This window comes from Neorhizobium sp. DAR64862/K0K3, from assembly GCF_050500185.1.
Classification (GTDB): Bacteria; Pseudomonadota; Alphaproteobacteria; order Rhizobiales; family Rhizobiaceae; genus Neorhizobium; species Neorhizobium soli.
Genome location: NZ_CP191450.1, coordinates 382,828 through 407,438, shown reverse-complemented (window position 1 = coordinate 407,438; position 24,611 = coordinate 382,828). Strand labels below are relative to the sequence as shown.

18 protein-coding genes are annotated in these 24,611 nt (G+C 62.1%); 12 read left to right on the top strand and 6 right to left on the bottom strand.

Annotated elements, in window-relative coordinates; genetic code table 11:
* Positions 1-36 precede the first annotated feature (36 nt).
* The gene (locus tag ACQY1L_RS18735) at positions 37-1,017 is read left to right on the top strand and encodes a L,D-transpeptidase family protein (protein ID WP_430245504.1); all 981 of its coding nucleotides are present in this window, start codon (positions 37-39) and stop codon (positions 1,015-1,017) included.
* Between the two features lie 4 nt (positions 1,018-1,021).
* Here the strand turns inward: ACQY1L_RS18735 and ACQY1L_RS18730 are convergent, their stop codons facing one another.
* Positions 1,022-1,684, bottom strand: coding sequence for a GntR family transcriptional regulator (locus ACQY1L_RS18730; RefSeq protein ID WP_062578442.1), 663 nt, complete (start codon positions 1,682-1,684; stop codon positions 1,022-1,024).
* Positions 1,685-1,993: 309 nt separating this feature from the next.
* On the opposite strand from ACQY1L_RS18730, the gene ACQY1L_RS18725 reads away from it, so the two are divergent.
* The 8 genes from ACQY1L_RS18725 (at position 1,994) to ACQY1L_RS18690 (ending at position 13,167) form a co-directional block, all read left to right on the top strand.
* Positions 1,994-2,761 (top strand): LamB/YcsF family protein, encoded by a 768-nt coding sequence (locus tag ACQY1L_RS18725; protein WP_430245502.1) that lies wholly within the window; start codon positions 1,994-1,996, stop codon positions 2,759-2,761.
* Between the two features lie 44 nt (positions 2,762-2,805).
* Positions 2,806-4,404 carry a 5-oxoprolinase/urea amidolyase family protein gene (locus tag ACQY1L_RS18720; RefSeq protein WP_430245500.1) on the top strand — a complete coding sequence of 533 codons (1,599 nt, stop codon included), beginning with the start codon at positions 2,806-2,808 and terminating at the stop codon, positions 4,402-4,404.
* Positions 4,401-6,167, top strand: a complete 1,767-nt coding sequence (locus ACQY1L_RS18715; protein WP_430245498.1) for an acetyl/propionyl/methylcrotonyl-CoA carboxylase subunit alpha — start codon at positions 4,401-4,403, stop codon at positions 6,165-6,167. Before ACQY1L_RS18720 ends, ACQY1L_RS18715 begins: the two co-directional genes overlap by 4 nt.
* Before the next feature lie 2 nt (positions 6,168-6,169).
* Positions 6,170-7,987, top strand: a complete 1,818-nt coding sequence (locus tag ACQY1L_RS18710) for a dipeptide ABC transporter ATP-binding protein (RefSeq protein ID WP_430246074.1) — start codon at positions 6,170-6,172, stop codon at positions 7,985-7,987.
* A gap of 42 nt (positions 7,988-8,029) precedes the next feature.
* Entirely contained in the window at positions 8,030-9,562 is a 1,533-nt protein-coding gene (locus ACQY1L_RS18705) for an ABC transporter substrate-binding protein (protein WP_430245496.1), read from the top strand.
* Between the two features lie 67 nt (positions 9,563-9,629).
* The gene (locus tag ACQY1L_RS18700; RefSeq protein ID WP_092663235.1) at positions 9,630-10,553 is read left to right on the top strand and encodes an ABC transporter permease; all 924 of its coding nucleotides are present in this window, start codon (positions 9,630-9,632) and stop codon (positions 10,551-10,553) included.
* A gap of 6 nt (positions 10,554-10,559) precedes the next feature.
* A complete protein-coding gene (locus ACQY1L_RS18695) occupies positions 10,560-11,408 on the top strand; it encodes an ABC transporter permease (RefSeq protein ID WP_062459423.1) in 849 nt (282 codons plus the stop codon).
* 31 nt (positions 11,409-11,439) lie between these two features.
* Positions 11,440-13,167, top strand: a complete 1,728-nt coding sequence (locus ACQY1L_RS18690; RefSeq protein ID WP_430245494.1) for a M14 family metallopeptidase — start codon at positions 11,440-11,442, stop codon at positions 13,165-13,167.
* Between the two features lie 24 nt (positions 13,168-13,191).
* Here the strand turns inward: ACQY1L_RS18690 and ACQY1L_RS18685 are convergent, their stop codons facing one another.
* From ACQY1L_RS18685 to ACQY1L_RS18665, 5 genes are all read right to left on the bottom strand, one after another.
* A complete protein-coding gene (locus tag ACQY1L_RS18685) occupies positions 13,192-14,205 on the bottom strand; it encodes a DUF4105 domain-containing protein (protein ID WP_430245492.1) in 1,014 nt (337 codons plus the stop codon).
* A 127-nt stretch (positions 14,206-14,332) separates the two neighbouring features.
* Positions 14,333-15,454 carry an alpha/beta hydrolase gene (locus ACQY1L_RS18680; RefSeq protein ID WP_430245490.1) on the bottom strand — a complete coding sequence of 374 codons (1,122 nt, stop codon included), beginning with the start codon at positions 15,452-15,454 and terminating at the stop codon, positions 14,333-14,335.
* A 253-nt stretch (positions 15,455-15,707) separates the two neighbouring features.
* Positions 15,708-16,721, bottom strand: coding sequence for an NADP-dependent oxidoreductase (locus ACQY1L_RS18675; protein ID WP_325264763.1), 1,014 nt, complete (start codon positions 16,719-16,721; stop codon positions 15,708-15,710).
* Positions 16,722-16,802: 81 nt separating this feature from the next.
* On the bottom strand, positions 16,803-18,095 hold the full coding sequence (locus ACQY1L_RS18670; RefSeq protein ID WP_430245487.1) for a HAMP domain-containing sensor histidine kinase: 1,293 nt from the start codon (positions 18,093-18,095) through the stop codon (positions 16,803-16,805).
* 2 nt (positions 18,096-18,097) lie between these two features.
* A complete protein-coding gene (locus tag ACQY1L_RS18665; RefSeq protein WP_062459393.1) occupies positions 18,098-18,784 on the bottom strand; it encodes a response regulator transcription factor in 687 nt (228 codons plus the stop codon).
* Positions 18,785-18,929: 145 nt separating this feature from the next.
* Here ACQY1L_RS18665 and ACQY1L_RS18660 point away from each other — a divergent pair, with 145 nt between their 5' ends.
* Genes ACQY1L_RS18660 through ACQY1L_RS18650 form a run of 3 tightly spaced genes read left to right on the top strand, consistent with a single transcriptional unit; the run spans position 18,930 to position 24,549 of the window.
* Positions 18,930-20,354 carry an efflux transporter outer membrane subunit gene (locus ACQY1L_RS18660; RefSeq protein WP_430245486.1) on the top strand — a complete coding sequence of 475 codons (1,425 nt, stop codon included), beginning with the start codon at positions 18,930-18,932 and terminating at the stop codon, positions 20,352-20,354.
* Complete coding sequence (locus ACQY1L_RS18655) at positions 20,354-21,484, top strand: efflux RND transporter periplasmic adaptor subunit (RefSeq protein ID WP_174197628.1); 1,131 nt, start codon at positions 20,354-20,356, stop codon at positions 21,482-21,484. The genes ACQY1L_RS18660 and ACQY1L_RS18655 overlap by 1 nt, the downstream gene beginning before the upstream one ends.
* Positions 21,481-24,549, top strand: coding sequence for an efflux RND transporter permease subunit (locus tag ACQY1L_RS18650; RefSeq protein ID WP_430245483.1), 3,069 nt, complete (start codon positions 21,481-21,483; stop codon positions 24,547-24,549). The genes ACQY1L_RS18655 and ACQY1L_RS18650 overlap by 4 nt, the downstream gene beginning before the upstream one ends.
* The last annotated feature ends 62 nt before the right edge of the window (positions 24,550-24,611 follow it).

Below are 24,611 nucleotides of genomic sequence, written 5' to 3'. Positions count from 1 at the left end.
GACGGAACTTCGGTCGGACTCACGCCTTCTAACGCCATGAAAAACAAAATCCTGCTCGTCTCGCTTCTATCCTCAATCACATTCGGAGCCGCGCAAGCGCAGGAATTGACCGCTGAGGCGGTCAACAACGCGAATATTGCGGCTGTTCCGCCAGAGCCCGTCCAGCAGCAGGAGAAGCCTGCCCCGGATCCCGCGATCATTCACCTTCAGGTTCTCCTCGATCGCGCCGGCGCTTCCCCGGGCGTGATCGACGGCCTGGACGGAAACAATGTTCGCAAGGCTGTCGCGGGTTTCGAAGCGCTCCAGAGCCTTCCCGTCGACGGAAAAGTCGACCCCGAAGTGGTCACGCGTCTGGCAGACGATCAGCATGTCGTCGGTCCATACCAGATCGATCCCGATGATGCTGCAGACATCGTCTCCGAGATTCCGAAGGACTATGCCGAACAGGCCAAGATGGAGCATCTTGGCTTTACCAGCGTCGCTGAAAAGCTCGCCGAGCGGTTCCATATGGACGTGGACCTCGTGCATGCGCTGAACCCATCGGCGAAATTCGAGGCAGGCGAAACCATCTTGGTCGCCAACATCGGTGCGCCCCGCGCCGGCGTCGTCAAACGGATAGAAGCTCGTCGCAAGGAAGGACAACTGGTCGCTTACGACGATCAGGATGCTATCATCGCGGTTTATCCGGCCACGATCGGGAGCGAGGATAATCCGTCGCCCTCCGGCAAGCATAAGGTCAACGGCGTCGCCCGTAACCCGACCTATGAATACAATCCGAAAATCAACTTCCAGCAGGGACAAAACAAGTCCAAGCTTAAACTCCCGAGCGGTGCCAACAATCCGGTCGGAACGGTCTGGATCGATCTGTCTGAGCCGACCTACGGCATCCACGGCACGCCGGAGCCGTCGCTGATCGATAAGGCGGGCTCGCACGGTTGTGTGCGTCTCACGAACTGGGACGCCGAGGAACTGGCCAGCATGGTGAAGCCCGGCGTGATGGTCGAATTCGAAGACTAAAGCGTTACTTCGTCACGCGCGCATAGGCGCCCAGAATGAGCCGTTCGGCGCGCAGAAGGTAGGCCTCGAGCATGATGGATGCTTCCTGCGCGCGACCCGCTTCCAGTTCGGTGAGGATCTCGAGGTTCTGGTCGATGAACGGACCATGCAGCAGCTCCGGATCGCGCAGTAGGCCGAAGACGAGGCGCAGTTCCAAGGATATCTGTGCGTAGAACGCCGAAAGGCGTGAACTGTCGGCGAGTTCGACGACGGCGGAATGGAATGCGATATCGGCAGTACCGACGCTCAACCAGTCCTTCGTCTCCCGCGAGAGTGCCGCCGCCTCGACGGCCGCCCGCATTTTCGCAACGCCCGGATGGCGCGGATGCGCATTGGCAATTGCCGAGCATTCGATAACCCGCCGGACGCGGTAGATATCGATGATTGTCGCCATGCTGGGCGTCGAAACGAAAACGCCCCGATTGGCTTCGTATCGCAGCAGCCCTTCCTTGGTCAGAATGCGGAATACTTCGCGCAACGTGTTGCGTGATACCTGCATCTCGTCGCTGAGCGTCAATTCTGAAAGGTGACTGCCGGGAGTAAGCCTGCCGGAGATAACCTGTTCGCGGATACGACTGGCAACGCTTTCGGCAAGCGTCTGCACCGGCTCGCCCGGACGCGCAATCACTGGACCGTTGCCGTCTGGAACAGAAAGTACGCCTTTATCAGCGCCTTGCAGTTTGCGTTCAGCCAAGCCTTTGCCCCTCGCTCCGGATCTCGTCTCAATTTTCGGTAAAGCGCTTCGAACCCCGTCACAAGCGAAATGAGCCGAACTCGAACCCGCATGGTCCACTAAACCGTGCAAAACGCGGGTGACGCATCATTATTGCGCATTTGCCTAACTGTAGAGCAACATATAAAAATTGTTCAACACTCTGGACAGCATTGTTCGCCTTTGTTAGCGTCTAGTCAACGAGGATGAGGGCGCGCGGACAGTATGCTGACCATCGACATCAACAGTGACTTGGGCGAGAGCTTCGGCGCCTGGAAGATGGGTGACGATTCCGCCATGCTCGACGTGGTGAGCAGCGCCAACGTCGCCTGTGGATTCCACGCCGGCGATCCGGCAGGGATTCTCAAGACGGTGAAGGCCGCCGCAGAACGTGGCGTGGCGATTGGTGCGCATGTCGGCTATCGCGATCTGGCAGGCTTTGGCCGTCGCAACATGGATCCTTCGAGCGAAGAACTGATTGGCGACGTGATCTATCAGATCGGCGCGCTGCAGGGCCTGGCCAAGGCGGCCGGGACCCGCGTTACCTATGTGAAGCCGCATGGCGCGCTCTACAATACGATCGCCATCGACGCGCGGCAGGCAGCCGATGTGATCGCCGCAATCCGGGCCATCGATCCTTCGCTGGTGCTGATGGCGCTGGCCGGTTCACAGCTGGTTGAGCAGGCCCGTACTGCCGGCCTGACCGTTGTTGCCGAGGCCTTTGCCGATCGCGCCTACACGCCGGAAGGCAACCTTGTCTCCCGCCGCGAAAAAGGCTCGGTCCTGCATGATCCCGAACTCGTGGCCCAGCGGATGCTGCGCATGGTCCGCGACGGTGTGATCGAGGCCATCGACGGAACGATGACGAAGATCGAAGCGCAGTCTATCTGCGTGCATGGCGACAGCCCAGGCGCAGTCGCGATCGCGCAGCGGCTGCGCGCGCTTCTGGAAGAGTCCGGCCATGCCGTCCAGCCGTTCGCGCCGGCTGTATAACCCGCATGCATATCGCTTTCCCGTCCATGCCTCGTGATACATCCATGCGCTTTCTGCCCGTGCGTGACGACAGCATTCTGGTCGAACTCGCCGATCTCGGTGAGGCGCTGGCGCTGTTCGATGCGCTGGATACCAACCCAGTCGACGGTATCCGCGAGATCATTCCGGCAGCCCGCACGCTGCTGATTGCCTTCGATCCGGGCGTGATCTCCAACGAAGCCCTGACGGATGCGGTCGCTGCACTCGCCGGGGGCGAGCGCAAGGCGGCTTCCGGCCCGCTCGTCGAAATCCCGGTTCGCTACGATGGCGAGGATCTTGGCGAAGTTGCTGGCATCCTCGGCCTGAGCGTCGCGGACGTCATTCGCCTGCACGGCGAAAGTGAGTATGTCGCAGCCTTTACCGGTTTCGCGCCCGGTTTCGCCTATCTCTCCGGCGGCGATCAGCGGCTTAACGTACCCCGACGCAAATCGCCCCGGACACGGGTTCCAGCCGGCGCCGTCGGCCTTGCCGGAGAATTCAGCGGCATCTATCCCAAGACCAGCCCAGGCGGCTGGCAGCTGATCGGCACGACGCCGCTTGCCATGTTCGATATCGATCGCGCACCCGCCTCGCTTCTCCAGCCGGGAAGTCGCGTGCGTTTTCGCGATATGGCGGCCGACAAAGCCTACGAAGTTTCGGCCCCTGCGAGAACTGCGACTGCTCCTGTTGCGGCAAGCTGTTCAAACTGCTCAATCGAGGTTGTGGCCGTCGGCCTGCCGGTCCTGTTTCAGGATCTGGGCCGCGCTGGTCAAGCAAACCAGGGTATCAGCGTATCTGGCGCAGTCGATCGCAGCAGTTTCAAGGCCGCCAACCGCCTTGTCGGCAACCCGATCGGCACGCCGGCACTGGAGGTCTCGCTTGGCGGCTTCCGTTTTCGCATGCGCGGCCGCGGCGTGATGGCGGTGACGGGTGCATTCACGCCGATCAAGATTGTCACCACCTTTGGCCAAAAGCTGTCGGTAGCCCATGGCGAGGCAATCGCGCTCGATGACGGCGACATCGTTTCGCTCGGGCAACCGACGGCCGGCATGCGCTCCTATCTGGCACTGCGCGGCGGCTTTGACGTGACGCCGGTTCTCGGCAGCGCGGCGACGGATACCCTGGCGCAGATCGGGCCTGCAGCACTTGGCGCGGGCGCCGTTATCGGAATTCACCCGCCGGTGCCGGGATCGACTGTTGCTGCGTCAGAACTACCGGCGTTCGACATGCCGGACACTACGGAAACCGTCGTTCTCGACGTGGTCATGGGCCCGCGCACCGACTGGTTCACACAAAGCGCCGTCGAGAATTTCCTGTCCCAGGAATGGTCGGTGACGCCGCAATCGAGCCGGGTCGGCATCCGCCTTTCGGGCGAAGCGCTGGAGCGCCAGAACCATGGCGAGTTGCCGAGCGAGGCGACCGTGCGCGGCGCGCTTCAGGTGCCGGCGAGCGGCCAGCCGGTCCTGTTCCTTGCCGATCATCCGCTGACCGGCGGTTATCCGGTCATTGCCAATGTCGCCCGCCATCATCTCGATCTCGCAGGCCAGATCCCCGTCGGAGCAAGGATCCGTTTCAACGCGATCAGCGCCTTCGCTCCCCGGTCCATCCTAGGAAAATGCCCATGAAGAAGGTTCTGATAGCTAACCGCGGCGAGATCGCGGTGCGGATCATTCGGGCCTGCAAGGACTACGGCCTGACCTCGGTTGCCGTCTATGCGGACGCCGACGCCGATGCGATGTTCGTGGCGCAGGCCGATGAGGCCTATTCCCTGAACGGTGCCACGGCCCGGGAAACCTATCTCGACATCGACAAGCTGATCGCGATCGCCATGCGCTCCGGCGCTGACGCCGTGCATCCGGGCTATGGATTTCTCTCCGAGCGCGCGGAATTCGCACAGGCTGTCATCGATGCCGGGCTGATCTGGATCGGCCCTGCCCCTGATGTCATCGAGGCGCTCGGCGACAAGCTGCAGGCCCGCGCGATCGCCCAAAAGGTCGGTGCACCGCTGGTTGCAGGTAGCGACGGCGCAATCACCTCGCCCGCCGAGGCACTGGCATTTGCACGGCAATTCGGCATGCCGATTGCCATCAAGGCGGCGCATGGCGGTGGCGGACGCGGAATGAAGATCGCGCGCGATCTCGATGAGGTCGAAGAACTGTTCTCATCGGCTACGCGCGAAGCGGTCGCGGCCTTCGGTCGTGGTGAGTGCTACGTCGAGCAGTTCCTGGACCGCCCAAGACATATCGAAGCTCAGGTTCTGGCCGACAGCCACGGCAATGTGGTTGTCGTCGGTACCCGCGATTGCTCGCTGCAGCGTCGTAACCAGAAGCTCGTCGAGGAAGCGCCAGCCCCCTTCCTCTCGGACGAGCAGCGCGAAAAGATCCACGCGGCCTCGCGCGATATCTGCGCGGAGGCCGGCTATACCGGTGCCGGCACGGTCGAATTCCTGCTCAGCGCCGATGGCGTCATCTCCTTCCTCGAGGTGAATACCCGCCTGCAGGTGGAACATCCGGTCACCGAAGAGACCACCGGTCTCGACCTCGTCATCGAACAGTTCCGCATTGCCGAAGGCCTGCCGATCAGCGTGACCAGCATGCCGGAGCCGCGCGGCCACGCGATCGAGTTCCGCATCAATATGGAAGATCCGGGCCGCGGCTTCCTGCCGTCCGCCGGCGAGATCTCGAATTTCACGGCGCCATCGGGGCCGGGCGTACGTCTCGATAGCGGCGTCACGACAGGTTCGGTCATTCCGCCGATGTTCGATTCGCTGGCTGCAAAGCTCGTCGTCTGGGGTGCGACGCGCGAACGGGCCATTGCCCGTGCCCGCCGCGCGCTCAGCGAATTCACGATCGAGGGCGTGCCGTCCGTCCTGCCGTTCCACCGTGCGGTGCTCGATCATGCGGATTTCTCAGGCGCGGACTTCCGCGTCCACACGCGCTGGATCGAAACGGATTTCGCCGAGACGCTCGAAGACGCTGCCCGCCCTGCCCCGGCATCCCGTGGCGGTCTTCTACGCGGCCATGTCGAGATCGACGGCAAACGGGTCGAGATCGGCATCCCCGATACGTTTCTGCGCCTGTTGGGCCAGATGCGTGCGACGGCATCGAGCGCCGGACCGGACGCTGCCGAGAATGATGCCGGCGCTGTTCGCGCCTCCGTTCCCGGCCTGCTCGTGCAATGGAATGTCGAGGATGGCGCAGCCGTCCGTGAAGGCGAGGTTCTTGCCATGATGGACGTGATGAAGATGGAAACCGCCGTCACCGCACCCGTTAACGGTATCATCAGCCTACTGGCAAAGGCCGGATCCTCCCAGACTGCCGGCGCAGTCATTGCCCGTATCGCCCCGGACGACGCCGGAACCACTAGCACGACGGAGACGCGGACATGAGCATGACCGAAAACAGCAAGCCGCTCCTGTCGGTCGAACGCCTGAGCGTCGAATTCGGCGAAAGCCGCGTCGTCGTCGACCTGTCCTTTACCGTCGAGGCCGGCCAGACGGTCGCCGTCGTCGGCGAGTCCGGTTCGGGCAAATCGGTGACCTCGCTGTCGACCATGCGTCTTGCCGACATGATGGGTGCGAATTACGCATCCGGTCGTATCATGTTCAACGGCCGCGACCTGTTGCAAGCCAGCCAGAAAGAGATGCGATCGGTCCGCGGCAAGGAGATCGCCATGATCTTCCAGGAGCCGATGACCTCGCTCAACCCGGTCTTCACCATCGGCGACCAGATCTGCGAAGTGCTTGTCCTGCACGAGAAGATGAGCAAGAGCGCGGCGCTGGCCGAGGCCGGCCGGCTGCTCGACATGGTGCGCCTGCCTGACTCTGAAGAACTTCTGACCCGCTATCCGCACCAGCTGTCCGGCGGCATGCGGCAGCGTGTGATGATCGCGATGGCGCTTGCCTGCCGCCCGAAGCTGCTGATTGCCGACGAGCCGACGACTGCGCTTGATGTCACCATCCAGGCGCAGATCCTCAACATCATGCGCGATCTGCAGAAGACCCTCGGCATGGGCATGGTGTTCATCACCCATGACATGGGCGTCGTTGCCGAAATGGCAGACCATGTCGTCGTCATGTGGAAGGGTAAGAAAGTCGAGGAAGGCCCGGTTCGCGAGATCTTCGCCAACCCGCAGCACCCCTATACCCAGGCCCTGCTTTCCGCCGTGCCGAAGCTCGGCAGCATGACGGGAGAGGCTTTCCCCAAGCGTCTGCCGCTGACCATTTTGCAGGATGGCAAGCCGACCGTCGTCGGCGAGGAGCGGATCCAGGACACGGTCAAGAATGGCGCAACGCCGCTCCTCTCCGTCAAGGATCTGTACGTCCGCTTCGACATCAAGAAAAACCTGTTCGGCAAGGCCACCCATCGGCTGAGCGCCGTGCAGAAAGTGAGTTTCGACATCAACCCCGGTGAGACGCTGGCACTGGTTGGCGAAAGCGGATCGGGCAAGTCGACGATCGGCCGGACAATCCAGCAGCTTCAGTCTGCCATGTCGGGCGACATCGCCTTCAACGGTCGCACGTTCTCGTCCATGTCGGCTGCCGAGCGCTTCCGCCTGCGCCAGGATGTGCAGTACATTTTCCAGGATCCCTTCGCCTCGCTCGATCCGCGCAAGACCGTCGGCTTCTCGATTGCAGAGCCGATCAACACCCACAGCCTGATCTCCGACTCAAAGGCTGTCCGCCGCCGCGTCGACGAACTTCTGGAACGTGTCGGCCTCACCTCCGACGTGGCAACCCGTTACCCGCACGAGTTTTCCGGCGGCCAGCGGCAGCGCGTCTGCATTGCCCGCGCGCTTGCCTCCGATCCGAAGCTGATCATCGCCGACGAGGCGCTGTCGGCGCTCGACGTGTCGATCCAGGCACAGATCATCAACCTGTTCATGGACCTGCAGGCCGAACGCGGTCTCGCCTACCTGTTCATCAGCCATGACATGGCCGTCGTCGAGAAGATGAGCCACCGCGTCGCGGTTCTGTTTCTCGGCCAGATCATGGAACTTGGCTCACGGCGCCAGGTTTTCGAGACGCCTGCCCACGATTACACCCGTCGCCTTCTGTCCGCGGTACCGGTCGCCGATCCGACCGTTGCCCGCCAGTCGGCGATGATCGAGGGCGAAATTCCCAATCCGGTGAGGCGCGTCGGTGACGAGCCCGCCATCCTCGTGCACGAGGAAATTAATCCAGGCCACTTCGTCGCGAAGAGCGCCTGAAACCAGCGACACAATCGCAACCATCTGAAGAGGAACAGATCAATGACAACAATCAAACGGGGACTGAAGGCGACCGCAGTGGCGCTTGCGCTCTCGACTGCCTTTGCGTCGGCGCCTGCGTTCGCTGCCGGAAAGCTGACCATTTCGAGCCCGCAGGATCCGGGCAGCTGGGATCCGATCGATACGTTTCTCGTGCAGTGGGCGGCCGTTGCCACCAACATCTTCGACGGACTGACCTATCGTGGTCCGGACCTGAAGCTGGTTCCGGGTCTCGCTGAATCCTGGGAAGAACTCGACGAAGGAAAGCGGATCCGCTTCAAGCTGCGCCAGAATGTGAAGTTCCACAACGGCGAGCCCTTCAACGCGGCCGCCGTCAAGTTTACCTTCGAGCGCCTTCTCGGCGAACAGGGTGCCAAGGGTCCGCAGCGTTCGAACTACATCTCGATCGAGAGCATCGACGTCATCGACGACTATACGGTCGACCTGAAGCTCAAGGCTGCCGATCCGGTTCTTCTGACCAAGCTCGCCGGTTACGGCGCGATGATCGTTCCGCCGAAATACATCCAGGAAAAGGGTGAGGACAATTTCAACCTCAACCCGGTCGGCACGGGCGCGTTCAAGTTCGTATCCTACCAGCCCAAGGTCGATATCAAGCTCGAAGCCAATGCCGACTATTGGGGCGGCGCGCCGAAACTGTCGGAACTCCAGTTCCGCTTTATCGCTGAGCCAGCAACCGCTGTTGCCGAACTGCAGGCTGGCCGCGTCGATCTGGTGATCCCGCCGACCATTCCGATCGGCATGCTGCCGGTCATCGAAGGCGACAACAAGCTGGAAATCGTTTCCGTTCCCGGCCCGACTGTCGACGCGCTGCGCTTCAACACCCGCGACGGCATCACTGCCGACCCAAAGGTGCGCAAGGCGATCATCATGGCTGTCGATCGCGCCACGATCGTCAAGTCGATCCTCGCCGGCCAGGCCTCCGAGATCACCAGCTTCCAGAGCGCGCTTTCCTTCGGCTTCGATCCGGACCTCAAGGCAATCCCTTACGATCCGGCCGGTGCCAAGAAGCTGCTTGCCGAAGCCGGCGTGAAGACGGGTGCGACGCTGCAGATCGATATCCGCGGCAATGATGCGACGATGAACGAAGTGGCGCAGGTCATTTCGAGCTACCTGTCGATGGTCGGTATCACCGCCACCATCAAGCCTTACGAAACCAACGTTCTGCTGAACGACATCATCCCGCAGGGCAAGACCGGCGCGATGTTCCAGCAGAAGTGGGGCGGCTGGACGTTCGACTACGACAACACCGCCTATTCGATGTACCACTCGGGCGAAAAGTGGAACCCGTACGATAAGGACGAAAAGCTGGACAAGCTGCTGGAATCGCAGCGTCCGCTGACCGACCGTGCGGCCCGCGAAAAGATCCTGCGGGAAGTCGGCGCCTATGCGTCGGAACGCGCGCTCGAACTGCCGCTCTACAACAGCAACGCCATCTTCGGCATCAACAAGCGGGTCAAGGGCTTCATCGCGCCCCCGGACAACCGCCTGAAGCTGACCGACGTCACCGTCGAATAGTCATCTGAAAAGCCACCCCGCCCGGGCCAACCCGGGCGGGGCCGAACTTCTCCTTAAGGACAACACAGTGGCCGGTTTCCTCATCAAGCGATTGCTACAGGCAATTTTCGTCGTCATCGCCATCACGCTCATCGTCTCGTTCGCCATTCGCCTGACCGGTGATCCGGCCGTCACGATGTTCCAAGGCGGCGGCAGCATGACGGAAGACGATCTGGCGCGCATTCGCGCAGCGCTCGGAACCGACCAGCCGTTCCTCGTCCAGTACTGGACGTTCATGAAGGGGCTGGTCACGCTCGATTTCGGCCGCAGCTTTTCCGGCGGCACGTCGGTCTCGATGCTGATCGGCAATGCCCTGCCGGCGACCCTGCTGCTCGCCTTTATCTCGATGTTCGTGTCGATCGCGCTTTCAATCCCGCTCGGCATCAAGGCTGCCACCTCGCGCGGCAAGGCTGCCGACCAGGCCATCCGCATCTTCTCGCTGATCGGCCTGTCGTTTCCGAATTTCTGGCTCGCCACCATGCTGGTCCTCTTGTTCTCCATCACGCTCGGCTGGCTGCCACCAAGCGGCATGTCGGGCTTTTCGAGCTATGTCATGCCCGCCGTGACGATGGGTGTGATCCTGACCGCGACGAATGTGCGTCTTGTCCGCACCTCGATGCTGGAAACGCTGCAGTCGCAATACATCATGGTCGCGCGCGCCAAAGGCTTGAGCGAGAGCAAGGTTCTCTACAAGCACGCGCTGCGCAACTGCGCCATTCCGCTGATCACTTATTTCGGCCTGCAGTTCGGTGGCCTGCTCGGCGGCATCGTCGTCATCGAGCGTGTCTTCAACTGGCCGGGACTGGGCACGCTTGCCTTCGACGCCGTCGGCGCCCGCGACTTTCCCGTGCTTCAGGCCGTCATCACCGTTCTGTCGCTGATGATCGTCGGCATCAACCTTCTGGTCGACATCGCCTATGGCCTCGTCGATCCCCGCATCCGCACGGAGTAACCGGCAATGGCAACAAAAACCTCTAGTCGGTGGCGCTTCGCAAGCCTCGAATTCGTTCTCGGCATGTCCCTCACCGTCGTCATCTGCCTCGCAGTGCTGTTTTCCGACCTACTGTTTCCGGGCGGCGCCGACAAGATCGACCTGATGGCGCGGCTCGCCAAACCCTTTGCGACCGCCGCTCACCCGTTCGGAACCGATCCGCTGGGCCGCGACGTGCTGGCGCGTGTCGTTGCCGGCGGAAAGATCTCGCTCCTGGTCGGCTTCACCTCCGTCATCGGCGCCGTCGTCTTCGGCGTGCTGGTAGGCCTGATCGCCGGCTATTACCGCGGTTTCTGGGACATGCTGGTGATGCGTTTTGCCGACCTGCAGCTCGCGATGCCGTTCATTCTCCTCGCTATCACATTCATCGCCATCGTCGGCGGAAGCCTGACCAACACGATCATCCTTCTGATTGTGTCGCAATGGGTGCAGTATGCCCGTCTGGTACGGGGCTCGGTGCTGACACTGAGGGAGCGCGAGTTCGTCCTCTCGGCCCGCGCGATCGGGGTGAAGGACTGGCGCATCATCATCCAGCACCTGCTGCCGAACCTGATCGGACCGGTGATCGTTCTGATGACGCTCAATGTCGCCAACAACATTCTGCTCGAAAGCAGCCTGACATTCCTTGGCCTCGGCGTTGATCCGACCATTCCAAGCTGGGGCGGCATGCTGGCCGACGGCCGCACCTATCTGCAGACCGCATGGTGGGTCAGCGTCTTCCCGGGGCTTGCGATCCTGCTGACCGTGCTCGGCCTCAACCTCCTCGGAGACTGGCTGCGCGACAGCCTCGATCCGACCGGCCGCACATCCCGATAACCAGCACGGCATTCAACGAGGGTTAAGCGTCATGACTTCGATCTTTGAAACCACACTGGAGCGTACGCTCGACACGCTGGTTGCGAGCTCTGCGCCCGGCCAGTCGATCGAAGCCTGGACATTCGACGACACGAAGAGCCGCCGTGCCGCCGAACAGGCGTTGAAGGACAAAGGCGTCACGGCGCGGATCCGCAGCGCCTACAAGCCGCTTCTGTTTGCGTTTCTGGAAGAGATCGACCTTGAAGGCGTGACCTCGATCGAGGTGCGTTATCCGGTTCATGCCGACGCTCCGGCCAACCGTTTCCGGCTCGAAGCCTATCCGCTTGCGGCACTTGTCGGAGACGCTGATATCGCGTTCATCGCGCGCGACGATGACGAACTGGTCTATGACGTGACGCTCACCCGCAACGGCCAGACGGAAACGCTGAAGGTTCAGGCGCCGAACCGCGTGCATGCCGATGCGGTCGGGGAAACCAATCTCTCCCCGACCGGCTGGATCAGCCGCAATGGCACGACCGGCGAGCGCTTGGAGACGGATTACGAGCGCCTGTTCAGCCTCGCAATCGACGCGATCGCAAACCACGACTGGGGCAACGAAGAACCCTATTTCGAAGAACTCAACATCGCCGTTTCCCATCCGGCGGACGACATGCCGCTGGCGGTTGGCGACGAGGTCGTCAGCCTTCGCGAGGCCCTGCACGAGGACTTCTATTTCTCGCTGCTCGAATTCTTCCAGAAGAAGTCCGGACGCCCGCTCGGCGACCGTGGCCTGAAGCCCGGCCAGATCGTGCCGGAAATCGTGCGCAGCAGTGGTGAGATCAGTGTTCGGGTGGAGACCCGGCCGTTGAGCACAGGTTTTCGGGATGGCCCCGAACAGGAAATCGATACGGCCAGCGAACCACCGGCCGTTGCGCAAATGTCGAGACTGCTGTCGGACATCGGCGGAGAGGAATTCGATGCCCGGTCGCGCTCCGGCCGCGTTCTCTCGGCGGGCTATGTGCGTGGCAGCGACACGGCGGTCATGATCAGCGGCGGCCAGCATCCGAACGAGACAACCGGCATTGTCGGCGCGATCCGCGCTGCCCGTGCGCTGAAGCAGCGGGCCGGCGCCCATTTCACCATCTCGCCGATCGAGAACCCGGATGGCTACGCGCTGCACCAGCGCCTGCGTGTCGATAACCCGCGCCACATGCACCACGCCGCCCGCTACACGGCGCTCGGCGACGATCTCGAATACCGGACGTTAGAAAACTCCGGCGCGCATCTGAACGAGAAAGCCATCCGCTTCACGGCGCAGGAGATGAGCCGCGCCCAGCTGCATATCAACCTGCACGGCTATCCGTCGCATGAATGGACGCGGCCGCTATCCGGCTACGTGCCGCGCGGTTTTGGCATGTGGACGCTGCCGAAGGGTTTCTTCCTGATCATGCGCCACCACGCCGGCTGGACGCAGCAGGCGGAAGCCATACTCGACCACGTCACCCGCCATCTTGGCGCAATTCCGGGCATTCTCGATTACAACAATCGCCAGATCGCACTCTACGAAACCCATGCCGGCGAGACGGGTTTCCGCATCATCAACGGCTTCCCGTGCCTGTCGTCCGTCGACGATCGCCATACCGTACCGCTGACGCTGATCACCGAATATCCTGACGAGACTATCTACGGCGACGATTTCGTCACGGGCCATACGGCGCAGATGGAGACGGTGATCTCGGCCTATGATGTCTGGCAGACGCTTAACGCCTATACAGCGTAAGGTGACAGGCTCCCGGCGCTGCGTCTAGTTCGTTGCAGGCGGTTCGGTTACCCGATCTCGCCTGATCGCCTCTGAAAAGTCTTCGGACATGCCCGCCGCCTTGGCTTTATCGGCAATATGGGACTGTTGCCTGAGCACCGCCATCGAGGACCCAGTGTCGAGGATGCCCTGATCGTAGGCGTATTCGGGTAGATAGCCGTTCACATACAGCCGCCAGTCGAGAGGGACCGTGCCTCCAAGCGTTCTGACGATGGCCACAACCGCAGTCGTGCAGTTCGTCATCAGCGAGTTGTACCACTGCGGCTGGCGGTACAGCCTGTTTGCATCCTCGACATAGGCGACCAGAAGATTGCGTGCCGTCTGGGGCAAGACGTTTACCCGATAGAGCTGGACATCCTCGCCGCGGACGATCGAACGAACCCCGATGATATCCCGCTCCTCTGCCGCGACGATCACCAGCGGATTGCTCTTGAAGAGATCTGCGATCGGCGAAAACGCACCACCCTGCTGGCGACGGACCTCGACGGACCAGGCGACGTGTTCTCCACTCGAGAAGCCGAAGCTGACCAGCATGTGGCCCATCAGCGGTCCCGACCAGTAGGACATGAAGAGATCAACCGACGTCAGCGTCGTCAGATCATACGTCTTGGTCTTCCAGTTTTCGGTATAGTCGGCATCGCTTCTCCAGGTGAAGTCTCGCACACCGTTCAGGGTCAACGTGTCGCCCGAAATCGTTCCGGTGACCTGTCGCGCAACGTCCGGCGACCAGTCTCCTACCGCTGGGGGCGCGAGCGTGAACCACCACGAAAGCACGATCGCGAAGGCCACCGAGAACACGCCCGTCGGAGCCCGCCATCGGTGGCGGATCACAGAGACGATGGTCCAGACACCGAGAGCGGCAAACAGCGCAGCGAACACCGCTCTTGCCGGGAGCGGCAATGGCAGACGGTACCACAGTGCCAGCGATGACCACGCCGAGACGAGTAGAATGACGATGAAAACGCCCGTCAGGGCGAGGAAGTGGAATGCTCGGCGCAAATCGGTGTCTCTCGGTTCAACACACGCAACATAGGGTGACAATCGACAAGTGCGACCACGCACGGACACAAGAATGAGAGAGAAGGATCAAGCATTCTTCCCTGGTCTTTCGCCAGAAACCGCAAGCTCAGCGCCCGCCGACGACCGCGCCTGCCAATCTGAACGGACTTGAAATGACCGATGCCGCGACGTCGAAGACGAAGGCGCCCGCCTCCGGCACCGAAACCGCCCCGCCACCCGCCTGCGCAAGCTGCGGACCCAGTTGTGCGAGATTGGCGTACCGGTCGTGCCCGACCCCATCTGCTGCCTTGACCGACGAGATGTCGATGATCCGCAGACCATAGCGCAAGGCTGCGTCGCGCACCGAAGGGCTATCGACATTGAGCGATCCCGCGCGCGGCTTCTCCCCGCTGATGAAACTGGAGATCTTGAGCGCCTTGTCGTCCTTGGAAACAAACAGCGTGATGGGGGTACGCATCCGACCGACGACCTCCAGCTGCGACCTGAACAGATCGTCGTCAATGTCTGGAGCCGCGAGCACGACGACCAACTTGTCGAGGACGTCGCCGCGGCCTTCCAGCTTCAGCTGGCGAAGCGTTTCCATGATCAGGAAGCCGCCGATGCTGTGCCCGAACAGGATGACCCGTTTCACATCGCGTTTGGCTGCCATCGATTTGACGAGCCAGACCAGGGTGTCACGCGAAGCCAGGGCCGCGTCACGATCCGCGAGATATCCGGCAAGGGATCCCTGCGACGGCCAAGAGAAAAGGACGGGCTTTCCATCCGTCTTGGAATCGGCTGCGACCTGAGCGAGCCGGTACAATCCCTCCTGGAACGTATAGTTATACCCGTGGACAAAGATGCCAACCGCCCCATCCTTGTTGGGCGCGTCCGCCAACGCCAGAAACTGTTTTTGGTCGAGAGAGCGTCTTTCGGAAACAACCATGTCCGTCGACGCGTCGGGTCTACCGACAGGCCATTCGATCTTCGGCGGGCGGTGCGAGGGCGGGATTGCGACCGTGAACGTTTCGAAGGCCGGATCTGCGTTACGGCGGGACGAGTATCCGTCGCCGTCCCGCGACCGGTTCGTCGCAGTAAGGACGGTAAGCTGACGGCTGGATGCCGGGTTGACCGCGACCGGATCGAGAACAGAGGCCGAAGGCCTGTTGGCACAGGCAACGAGCTGAGCGGACACGATCGCGATAATCGCAACCGAGATCCATCGCCGCGTCAATACGGAATACTGCATCGTAACCAGCGACTTTCGAAAGGTGAATGGTGCCGGTTGATGCCACGAAATGTTGCCGAACTCAACTGGCTGAAATCCACGCCAAATTCGCCTGCACCACCTGGCCAGTCGACCGGAACGCGAGTGCATCATTCAAGCGGAGAGATCCGAGGCAGGCCATGATTTGCAGGCCCCCGACGGTGTTGCCACGGTGCGGGGTCTGGTCTTTGTTACACACGGCGAATTCATGGCCGGATTAGGCTGCTTGAGCCAGTCAGTCAGCGATTTTCACGATCAGCTTTCCGAAATTGCCGCCGGTGAGCATACCGATGAAAGCCTCCGGCGCACGTTCGAGGCCGTCAACGATATCTTCCCGATACTTTATGTCGCCGGACGCGACGCGCGGGCCAACCTCATCGAGGAAGTCTCCAAAGTGGCTGATGAATTCAGTCTGGATGAAGCCGCGGATGAGAAGGCTGCGCCTCAGAACCGCCGACATGGTGATCGGAAGCCTGTCCGTGTCCGCAGATCCGGCGCCATTGTAGTGCGCGACAAGCCCGCAGACGGGGACACGGGCAAACTGGTTCAGCAGCGGCAGGACGGCGTCCCAAACGTGCCCGCCGACATTTTCGAAATAGACATCGACGCCGTCAGGACATGCAGCAGCAAGATCGGACGCAAAATCTTGCGAGCGGTGATCGACAACGGCGTCAAAGCCGAGGCCATCTTTCACATACGCACATTTGTCCGGTCCACCGGCAATCCCGACTGCCCTCGCCCCGGCAAGTTTCGCAAGCTGGCCGACCAGCGAACCGACAGGCCCGGAGGCAGCGGCGACAACGACGGTCTCGCCTTGCTTCGGCTTCCCGATGAACTTCATTCCGCTCCAGGCGGTGGAGCCTGGCATTCCCAGCACGCCGAGTGCCGTCGTCAGCGGTGCGCCGTGCGTTTCGACACGCGTCAGGGTATCTCCGTGGACAACCGCATTGGTCGTCCATCCGGTCCGAGCACGAACGATATCGCCGGGCGAAAAGGCTGTGTGGCGCGACTTCACCACTTCGCAGATCGTCTCGCCTTCCATAACGCCATCAATGGGAACGGGCGCTGCATAAGACTTTGCGTCGCTCATGCGACCGCGCATGTAAGGGTCGAGCGAAAGATAGAGGCATCGCAAGGTGACCTCTCCTTCTGCGGCTTCCGGAAGTTCGAAATTCTCGATGCGGAAATTCCCAGCCTCGGGCTGACCGGTCGGTCGGCTTGCCAAGACGATGCGGCGAATGGCGGTCATCCTGTGTCTCCTTGTCGTTGTCGACTCCCGGGTGAAGTAGTCGGCGACACCGATTTGCCAAGGCCGAACCGCGATGGGCGCTTAATTTGCTGCCACAAGCTTTCGTGGGACAGCACAGGTCGGAATTGTGATTTGGACGGACAGACCACCGGCCGGTCTGTTTTCTGCCTTTGCGCCCCCGCCGTGCCATTCCGCCGCACGCCGGGTAATGGCAAGCCCAAGGCCGAAGCCGGAACGGGTGGTGACGGTTGAACTTTGCGAAAACGGCTTGAAGATCGCCTCCAGTTCCGTCTCCGGCACACCCTCGCCGTCGTCCTCGACGGTCACGATCAGCTTCCGGTCCAAGACCTTGGACGTCACACGGACAGCGGTGCTTGGTCCCGTGTGGGTGATGGCGTTGCGGATGACATTTTCCAGCGCGCGGTAGATCAGCTCGCCGTTGACGGAAGCCACGAATGTGTCGACGCCCTCATACTGGACGGTTACCCCGCGCGCCTGTCCCTCGAAGCCGGCATCGTCCACAATCTCACGCAGGAGATCGACAAGGTCGAGCGTCTGCCGCTCGAACCTCGGTGTATCGCGATCCGACAGCCGGGCGAGAGTCAGGATTTCGCCGACCAGTTCGTCGAGCCGCTCGACCTCGCGGCTCATCCGCTCGATCATCACCGCCAGCCGTACGGGGTTCTGTTGCAAAACGCCGATAGCAGCTTGCAGACGCGATAAAGGCGAGCGCAGTTCGTGCGAAATATCGTGGAACAGCTGCCGCTGAGCCATCTGGAGCTCCTGCAACCGGGCAGCGGTGATATCCAGATCGTGCACCAGCGACGCGATCTCGTCGCGTTTGGCGCCGATCTTGTGGGCGATCCGCACGTCCAGTTCTCCCCTGGCAAGCGAGCGCAGCCCATAGCGCAGCTGCTCGACCGGGGTAATGAAATAGCGGGCGAGCCAATAGGCCGCAGCTGCTGCCGCAAGAAGGGCTGCCAGCCACGGAACAGCCCGAGGCCAGGTTTTAGCCATCATGCTCGGCGCTGCGCCGGCAATTTCCAGGCGATAACACTCTCCGTCGCGCACGGCGGTCCGAACGAGCGCCTCCTCATTTTGTTCGGCACAATCGATCGCCGGCCCGTCGGTCGTGACGGTAACCGGGATGTCGCGACCGGTCCGCCGAACCGCTGCCACCAGCCTGGCCGTCGCCTCCAGGCCATCCGACTGGAGCACCTGGGCTGCGGTCTCCAGCGTCAGGCTAAGTTCCCGGCCAGCAACCTCCTCCTCGAACGGTGATTGGAACAGCGTGCTGATCGCAAACAGGATCGCAATCGAGCCGGCCATGGCCAACCAGACGACGGTGAAGAATTTCCAGAACAGGCGATGCATGGTCAGCCTTCCAGCAACTGGTAGCCACGGCCGCGCACGGCCTGGATCCAGGGCTGCCCATCCGGGCGGGCGCCGAGTTTCTGCCGGATGCTGCTGATGTGGACGTCGATCCGGCGATCGAACGCGGTGAGCGGCTTGGCAAACGCCCGCAACGATATCTCCTGCTTGGAGACGAGCTGGCCGGAGGAGCGGGCAAGCACTTCCAGCAGGCTGAACTCGGTTCCGGTCAGTTCCAGGGGTGCCGCCCGCCACATCGCCCTGCGGTTCGACGGATAAAGCACCAGTTCGCCCGTCCTGATCTCATTGACGGTGCCGTCCCGCTCGGTTCGGCCCGAGCGGCGCAGGATGGCGCGAATGCGGGCGGCCAGCTCCCCCGGCGAACAGGGCTTTGAGACGTAATCGTCTGCGCCGAGATTGAGGCCGGCGATGCGGTCGATATCGTCTCCCCTCGCGGTCAGCATCAGCACCGGCACGTCGCTCACCTGCCGGATCTTGCGCAGAACCTCGATGCCGTTCATCCGCGGCATCATGATGTCGAGCACGATCAGATCCGTCGAGGAGGACATGGCCTCGGCCACGCCGACGCGACCATCCGCAGTCGTTTCGACGGCGAAGCCTTCCTCTGTCAGATACTCGCCCAGCAGGTTGGTCAGCTCGGCATCGTCATCGATCAATAGTAGCTTGGTCATGCCCTGCTCTTGCTCCTTCGATAACTTCAGCTTTACGACCTTGAGGCTGCGAAGACAGCAGTTTTACCTAACTTAACCTGCTCTTGACCGACATTAACATGGCGATCCCTATACTGCGGCCTTCAGTTAAGGCGGTGTCCAATCGATGCGCAGCACTCTTTCTTCAGTTCTACCAGTCCTGGCCATCGCGGCCTTGCTTACCGGATGCACGAGCCTTGGCACTCTCAAGCCGGCGACGCCGGCTGTTGCCGCCTTCTGGCATGCGACGCTTCCGCATGGCGGTCGAACAGCCGATCTCGTGACCTGGTGGGCAAGCTTCAAGGATCCCTCGCTGGACGCCTTGTTGTACATGGCGGACCGCGAAAACCCGACTATCGAGCAAGCGGTGGCAAATATAGACAAGGCGCGCGCTACGCTCGACAGCACCGCGTCAGGGCTTTTCCCATCGCTCGACGTCTCTGCATCGGCAAGCCGTGAGGGCAATAAGGGTAACGACAATAACAGGCTGACCGCCGGGACGACAAAGAGCGGCGGGCTTGATTCCGCCTGGGAAGTCGATCTGTTCGGCAAGACCAAGAAGCAGGTGCGCGCCGCTGCATCGCGGGCCGCTGGCGAAGTCTGGTCCTGGCACGATGCCCGCGTTTCGATTGCCGCCGAAGTGGGCGACGACTATGTCCAGTACCGCGCCTGCCGCGAACTGGAGCGCCTCTACCGCGACGAGCTTGCATCGCAGACGGCCACCATCCGCGCCACGGAACGGTCGGCGCAATCAGGGTTTACCTCCACCGGCGACCTGGCGCTGGCACGGGCAAGCGCTGCGGCCTCCTCGTCAGGCCTGACGGCCCAGCGCGGCGAGTGCGAGATCCTGATCAAATCGATCACACAATTGACGGGCGGAGACGAACCGGCGGTCCGCCGGCTACTCGATCAGGGCAAACGGCGTATCCCGCAGCCATCTGCGGTGCGGATCACTGCCGTGCCTGCCGACGTCCTGCGACAGAGGCCCGATGTCAATGCGCTGGAGGCTGAAGTCGCCGCAACGATTTCGGACGTCGGCGCGGCGAAGGCCGATCTTTACCCCAGCCTCAGCCTCAGCGGATCGATCTCGATCAGCCAGTCCAGCGTGACCGGTCGATCCGTTCCCTGGTCCTTCGGACCGGCGCTGTCGGTGCCGTTGCTGGATGGCGGAGCACGACGGGCGGCTGTGCGCAGTGCGGTTGCCGACTACGATATCGCGGTTGCGAACTATAAGTCTGGCGTGCTTGGCGCCGTTGCCGAAGTCGAGACGGCGCTGTTGCGGGTCGACACGGCGCTGCGGCGGATTGCCGACGCAAAAAGCGCTGCCGACAACTATCAGCGCTATTTCCGCGCGGTCGACCAGAACTGGGCGTCCGGGGGCGTCAGCATTCTCGACCGCGAAGAAGCTCGCCGATCGGCGCAATCGGCGGCCATCACTCTCATCGAAATCAGGCGTGACGCCGTCCAATACTGGATCGCCCTCTACAAAGCGCTTGGCGGAGGCTGGTCCATTCCGACCGCCGCTGCCTCTTCTGCACGGGAACTCAACTAATGCTTAAAACATCACACCCGCTCACGACGATGGCGCTTGCCTGCGTCGTCTGTCTTGCTTTCACCCCGGCAGGCCGGGCACAGGACGCGACGCAGACGACCGCCGGCGCGGCCGCCCTCACGGTCAGCGTGACGAAACCGGAGGTTTCCCAGTGGCCGGTGCTCATTCCGGCAAGCGGGCGGCTTGCGGCCTGGCATGAAGCGGTGATCTCGGCCGAAGTCAGTGGATTGCGGATCATCGGCATCAATGCGGATGTGGGAGCGACGGTAAAAAAAGGTGAGTTGCTGGTGCAATTCGACGCCGAAACCGCGCAGGCCGAGCTCGAGCAACAGCAGGCAAGCGTCGAACAGGCAAAGGCCGATCTCGATCAGGCGGTCGCGAATGCCGACCGTGCCCGCGGGCTGACCGGCTCCGGTGCGATCTCCGCCCAGCAGACGACGGAGTATCTGATCACGGAGCGCAAGTCGAAAGCAGCCCTTGCGTCGTCGAAGGCCGCGCTGGCGTCCGCGCAGCTGACCCTTGACCGCACGAACGTCTACGCGAACGACGATGGCGTAATCTCTGAACGGTCCGCGTCGCTTGGCAAGGTGGTGACCGCCGGCGACGAACTGTTCAAGCTGATCCGCCAGAACCGCATCGAGTGGCAGGCGGAGCTGCCGGTCAAGCGGCTGGCCGATGTCAAGGAAGGCACCAAAGCGGTCATTCCGACGCCGCTCGGCGATGTCCGTGGCGAGGTGCGGCTTGTCTCGCCCACGAGCTCGACCGCCAGCGGTCGGGTCACTGTCTATGTCGCCCTGCAGCCCGCAGTCGGAATGCCACAACCGAAGACCGGCATTCTCGTCAGCGGCAATTTCGAATTCAGCGCCACCGATGCGCTGACAGTTCCGGCAACGGCAGTCACCCTGAGGGACGGCTTTTCCTACGCATTCGTCCTCAACGCGACAGATCAGCCGACGGTAACCCGCAAGCGTGTCGAGACCGGCCGGCGGCAAGGCGACCGGGTCGAGATCGTATCGGGGATCGACACGACCGAGGAGGTCGTCGTCTCCGGCGGCGCGTTTCTTGCGGACGGTTCCGTGGTGCGGGTGGTCGATACGGTCGCCGCAGCCGAGACGGAGGCGACGAAGTGAATTTTTCCTCCTGGTCCATCCGCAATCCCGTTCCGCCAATCCTGCTGTTCGTCCTGCTGACGGCCTGCGGCCTGTGGGCGTTCAACCGTCTCGACATCCAGAACTTTCCCGACATGGATCTTCCGACGATCGAGATCAGTGCGTCGCTCGACGGGGCCGCAGCCTCACAGCTTGAGACCGAGGTCGCCCGCAAGATCGAAGACGAACTGACGGGACTGACACGGCTCGATTCCGTGACCACGACGGTCACCGATGGTTCCGTCAGTATTTCCGTCGCCTTCGAAGTTGGAAAGAACACGCAAGAGGCACTCGACGAGGTCAAGAGCGCCGTCGATCAGGCGCAGGACGACTTGCCGGAAGAAATGAACGCACCGACGGTTTCCAAACAGTCGCTGAATGCATCGCCGCTGATTACCTATGTGGTGCGGTCAGACACGCTGGATGCGGCGGAACTCTCCTGGTTCATCGACAACAACATGTCGCGTGCCCTGATGGCTGTCGAAGGCGTCGGCGAAGTTGGGCGCCTGGGCGGTGTCGACCGGGAGGTCCGCGTCGAACTCAACGCCAATCTGCTCGATGGCCTCGGTCTGTCTGCAAACGACGTCAACGGGCAGCTCGATTCAGTGCAGTCTGACCTGTCGGGCGGCAAGGGGCGGATCGGCGGCGAAAGCCAGTCTGTCCGAACGCTGGCGGCCGTCGGCAGCGTTGAACAGCTCCGCGCACTGCCGATACCATTGCCGGCGGGAAACTGGGTTCGGCTGGATGAACTCGGTACAGTCACCGATTCCCACAGCGATCTCAGCTCGCTTGCCTATATCAACGGCAAGCCGGTCATTGCCGCGCAGATCAAGCGGTCCAAGGGCTACTCGGACGTTGCCGTCACGGACAGTATCCGCGAAGCGATGAAGACCTTTGCCGCCACCAATCCGCAAGTGACGATCGAGGAGGCCTACAACACGATCGTACCGATCGAGCAGAACTACGAATCGTCGATGCATATGGTCTATGAGGGCGCGCTGATTGCGATCTTCGTGGTCTGGCTCTTCCTGCGTGACTGGCGGGCAACGCTTTTGGCCGCTGTTGCCTTGCCCTTGTCGATCATCCCGACGTTCCTCGTGATGTATCTCCTCGACTATACACTGAACACGATCACGCTTCTAGCGCTGTCTCTTGTGGTCGGGATCCTGGTCGACGATGCGATCGTCGAGATCGAGAATATCGAGCGACATCTCAACATGGGGAAAAGCCCCATGGATGCAGCCATGGAAGCGGCCGATGAGATCGGCCTCGCCGTGATCGCCACCACCTTCACCCTGGTCGCCGTGTTCCTGCCGACAGCCTTCATGGGCGGTATTCCCGGCATCATCTTCAAGCAGTTCGGCATCACGGCCTCCGTCGCCGTCTTGGCCTCGCTTCTCGTCGCGCGCCTGGTGACGCCGATGATGGCGGCCTACATCATGAAGCCGAGCGGCAAGACACACGAAGGCGACGGTCGCCTGATGCGGTCCTACCTCTGGGCCGTCAAAGGCGCGCTTCGTCGGCGCTGGATACCAGTGCTCGGCACGGTCGGCTTTCTGGCCTTCACGGTCCTGCTGCTCAGCCATCTGTCGACCGGGTTCTTTCCGGCTTCCGATAGCAGCCAGACCCAGGTCACGATCACGACGCCTCCAAGCTCGACCATTGAATCGACCGACGAAGCGGCGCGAAAGGCGTCCGCGGTCATTGCCGGCGTCGACCACGTTACCTCGGTTTTCCAGGCAACGGGCACGGCCTCCACGGGCGGGATGAACAGCACCTCGAATGCCAGCACCAACAGTGCGACGCTCGTCGTCAACCTCACGTCGATCGACGACCGTGACGTCAAGCAATCTCAGATCGAAGCGGATTTGCGCAAGGCGCTGGAAACCTTGCCCGGCGTCCGTCTTGAGATCGGATCCGGCGGCAATGGTACGCAGCTGACGCTGACGCTGGCCGGCGACGATTCCGACCTTCTGGAAAAAGCGGCCGCCAGCCTCGAGTCCGACCTGCGCACGCTGCCCGGCATCGGCAACGTGACCTCGTCGGCCGCGACCCAATCGCCGGAGATCACCATCCGCCCTAATCTCGCGGAAGCCGCATCTCTGGGTGTGACCTCGAAGGCGATCGCCGACGCCATTCGGGTCGCAACGGCCGGCGCCTATGATGCGGCCCTGTCGAAGCTCAACCTGCCGGAACGCCAGGTCCCCATCCGGGTCATGCTCGACACGGCGAGCCGGCAATCGCTGGATGCGCTGTCGCTCATCCCGGTCGAGGGCAAGGACGGCAATGTCGCGCTCGGCGCCATCGCCGACATATCGCTAGGCTCCAGCCCCAGCCAGATCGACCGGCTCGACCGGTCGCGCAACGTCTCGCTCACGATCGAGCTCAACGGCCGGAGCCTTTCGGAAGTGACGAACGAGGCAGCGCAGCTTCCCGGCTACAAGAACCTGCCGCAGGGCGTGAAATTCGTCGAGCAGGGAGAGTTGAAGCGCCAGAGCGAGCTGTTCAGCAGTTTCGGATTGGCGATGGCGATCGGCATCTTCTGCGTCTACGCGGTGCTGGTCCTGCTTTTCCATGACTTCCTGCAGCCGGTCACGATCCTGATGGCCTTGCCGCTGGCTCTCGGCGGCGCGCTCTTGCCACTGGTGCTGACGGGAACAAGCTTCTCGATGCCTGCGGTCATCGGCCTGCTGCTTCTGATGGGCATCGTGTCGAAAAACTCGATCCTGCTCGTCGAATACGCGATCGAGGCGCGGCGCGCCGGTATGTCACGCTATGACGCGCTGGTGGATGCCTGCCACAAGCGGGCGCGGCCGATCGTGATGACGACGATCGCCATGGCGGGCGGCATGCTGCCCGCCGCCCTCAGCCTCGTATCCGGCGATTCAAGCTTCCGCCAGCCGATGGGCATCGTGGTGATCGGCGGCCTCATCACCTCAACCTTCCTGAGCTTGCTGGTCATCCCGGTCGTGTTCACATTCCTGGATGATCTGTTGGTCTGGCTGAAAGCGCGGTTCCACACGCGCAAGCAGCACCCCGCAGAGTAGCGCGCGTATAAGTCTGGCGGCAGCCGAAGCCGTACGGCTTTGGTGTCGCCCGGCTGGCGCGT

What these genes read in the sequence shown, in the direction of transcription:
- ACQY1L_RS18655 (WP_174197628.1), top strand. Translation starts at nt 20,354, where the DNA reads ATGCTTAAAACATCACACCCGCTCACGACGATGGCGCTTGCCTGCGTC.
- ACQY1L_RS18690 (WP_430245494.1), top strand. Translation starts at nt 11,440, where the DNA reads ATGACTTCGATCTTTGAAACCACACTGGAGCGTACGCTCGACACGCTG.
- ACQY1L_RS18695 (WP_062459423.1), top strand. Translation starts at nt 10,560, where the DNA reads ATGGCAACAAAAACCTCTAGTCGGTGGCGCTTCGCAAGCCTCGAATTC.
- ACQY1L_RS18705 (WP_430245496.1), top strand. Translation starts at nt 8,030, where the DNA reads ATGACAACAATCAAACGGGGACTGAAGGCGACCGCAGTGGCGCTTGCG.
- ACQY1L_RS18670 (WP_430245487.1), bottom strand. Translation starts at nt 18,095, where the DNA reads ATGCATCGCCTGTTCTGGAAATTCTTCACCGTCGTCTGGTTGGCCATG.
- ACQY1L_RS18720 (WP_430245500.1), top strand. Translation starts at nt 2,806, where the DNA reads ATGCGCTTTCTGCCCGTGCGTGACGACAGCATTCTGGTCGAACTCGCC.
- ACQY1L_RS18675 (WP_325264763.1), bottom strand. Translation starts at nt 16,721, where the DNA reads ATGACCGCCATTCGCCGCATCGTCTTGGCAAGCCGACCGACCGGTCAG.
- ACQY1L_RS18710 (WP_430246074.1), top strand. Translation starts at nt 6,170, where the DNA reads ATGACCGAAAACAGCAAGCCGCTCCTGTCGGTCGAACGCCTGAGCGTC.
- ACQY1L_RS18680 (WP_430245490.1), bottom strand. Translation starts at nt 15,454, where the DNA reads ATGCAGTATTCCGTATTGACGCGGCGATGGATCTCGGTTGCGATTATC.
- ACQY1L_RS18665 (WP_062459393.1), bottom strand. Translation starts at nt 18,784, where the DNA reads ATGACCAAGCTACTATTGATCGATGACGATGCCGAGCTGACCAACCTG.
- ACQY1L_RS18660 (WP_430245486.1), top strand. Translation starts at nt 18,930, where the DNA reads ATGCGCAGCACTCTTTCTTCAGTTCTACCAGTCCTGGCCATCGCGGCC.
- ACQY1L_RS18725 (WP_430245502.1), top strand. Translation starts at nt 1,994, where the DNA reads ATGCTGACCATCGACATCAACAGTGACTTGGGCGAGAGCTTCGGCGCC.
- ACQY1L_RS18715 (WP_430245498.1), top strand. Translation starts at nt 4,401, where the DNA reads ATGAAGAAGGTTCTGATAGCTAACCGCGGCGAGATCGCGGTGCGGATC.
- ACQY1L_RS18735 (WP_430245504.1), top strand. Translation starts at nt 37, where the DNA reads ATGAAAAACAAAATCCTGCTCGTCTCGCTTCTATCCTCAATCACATTC.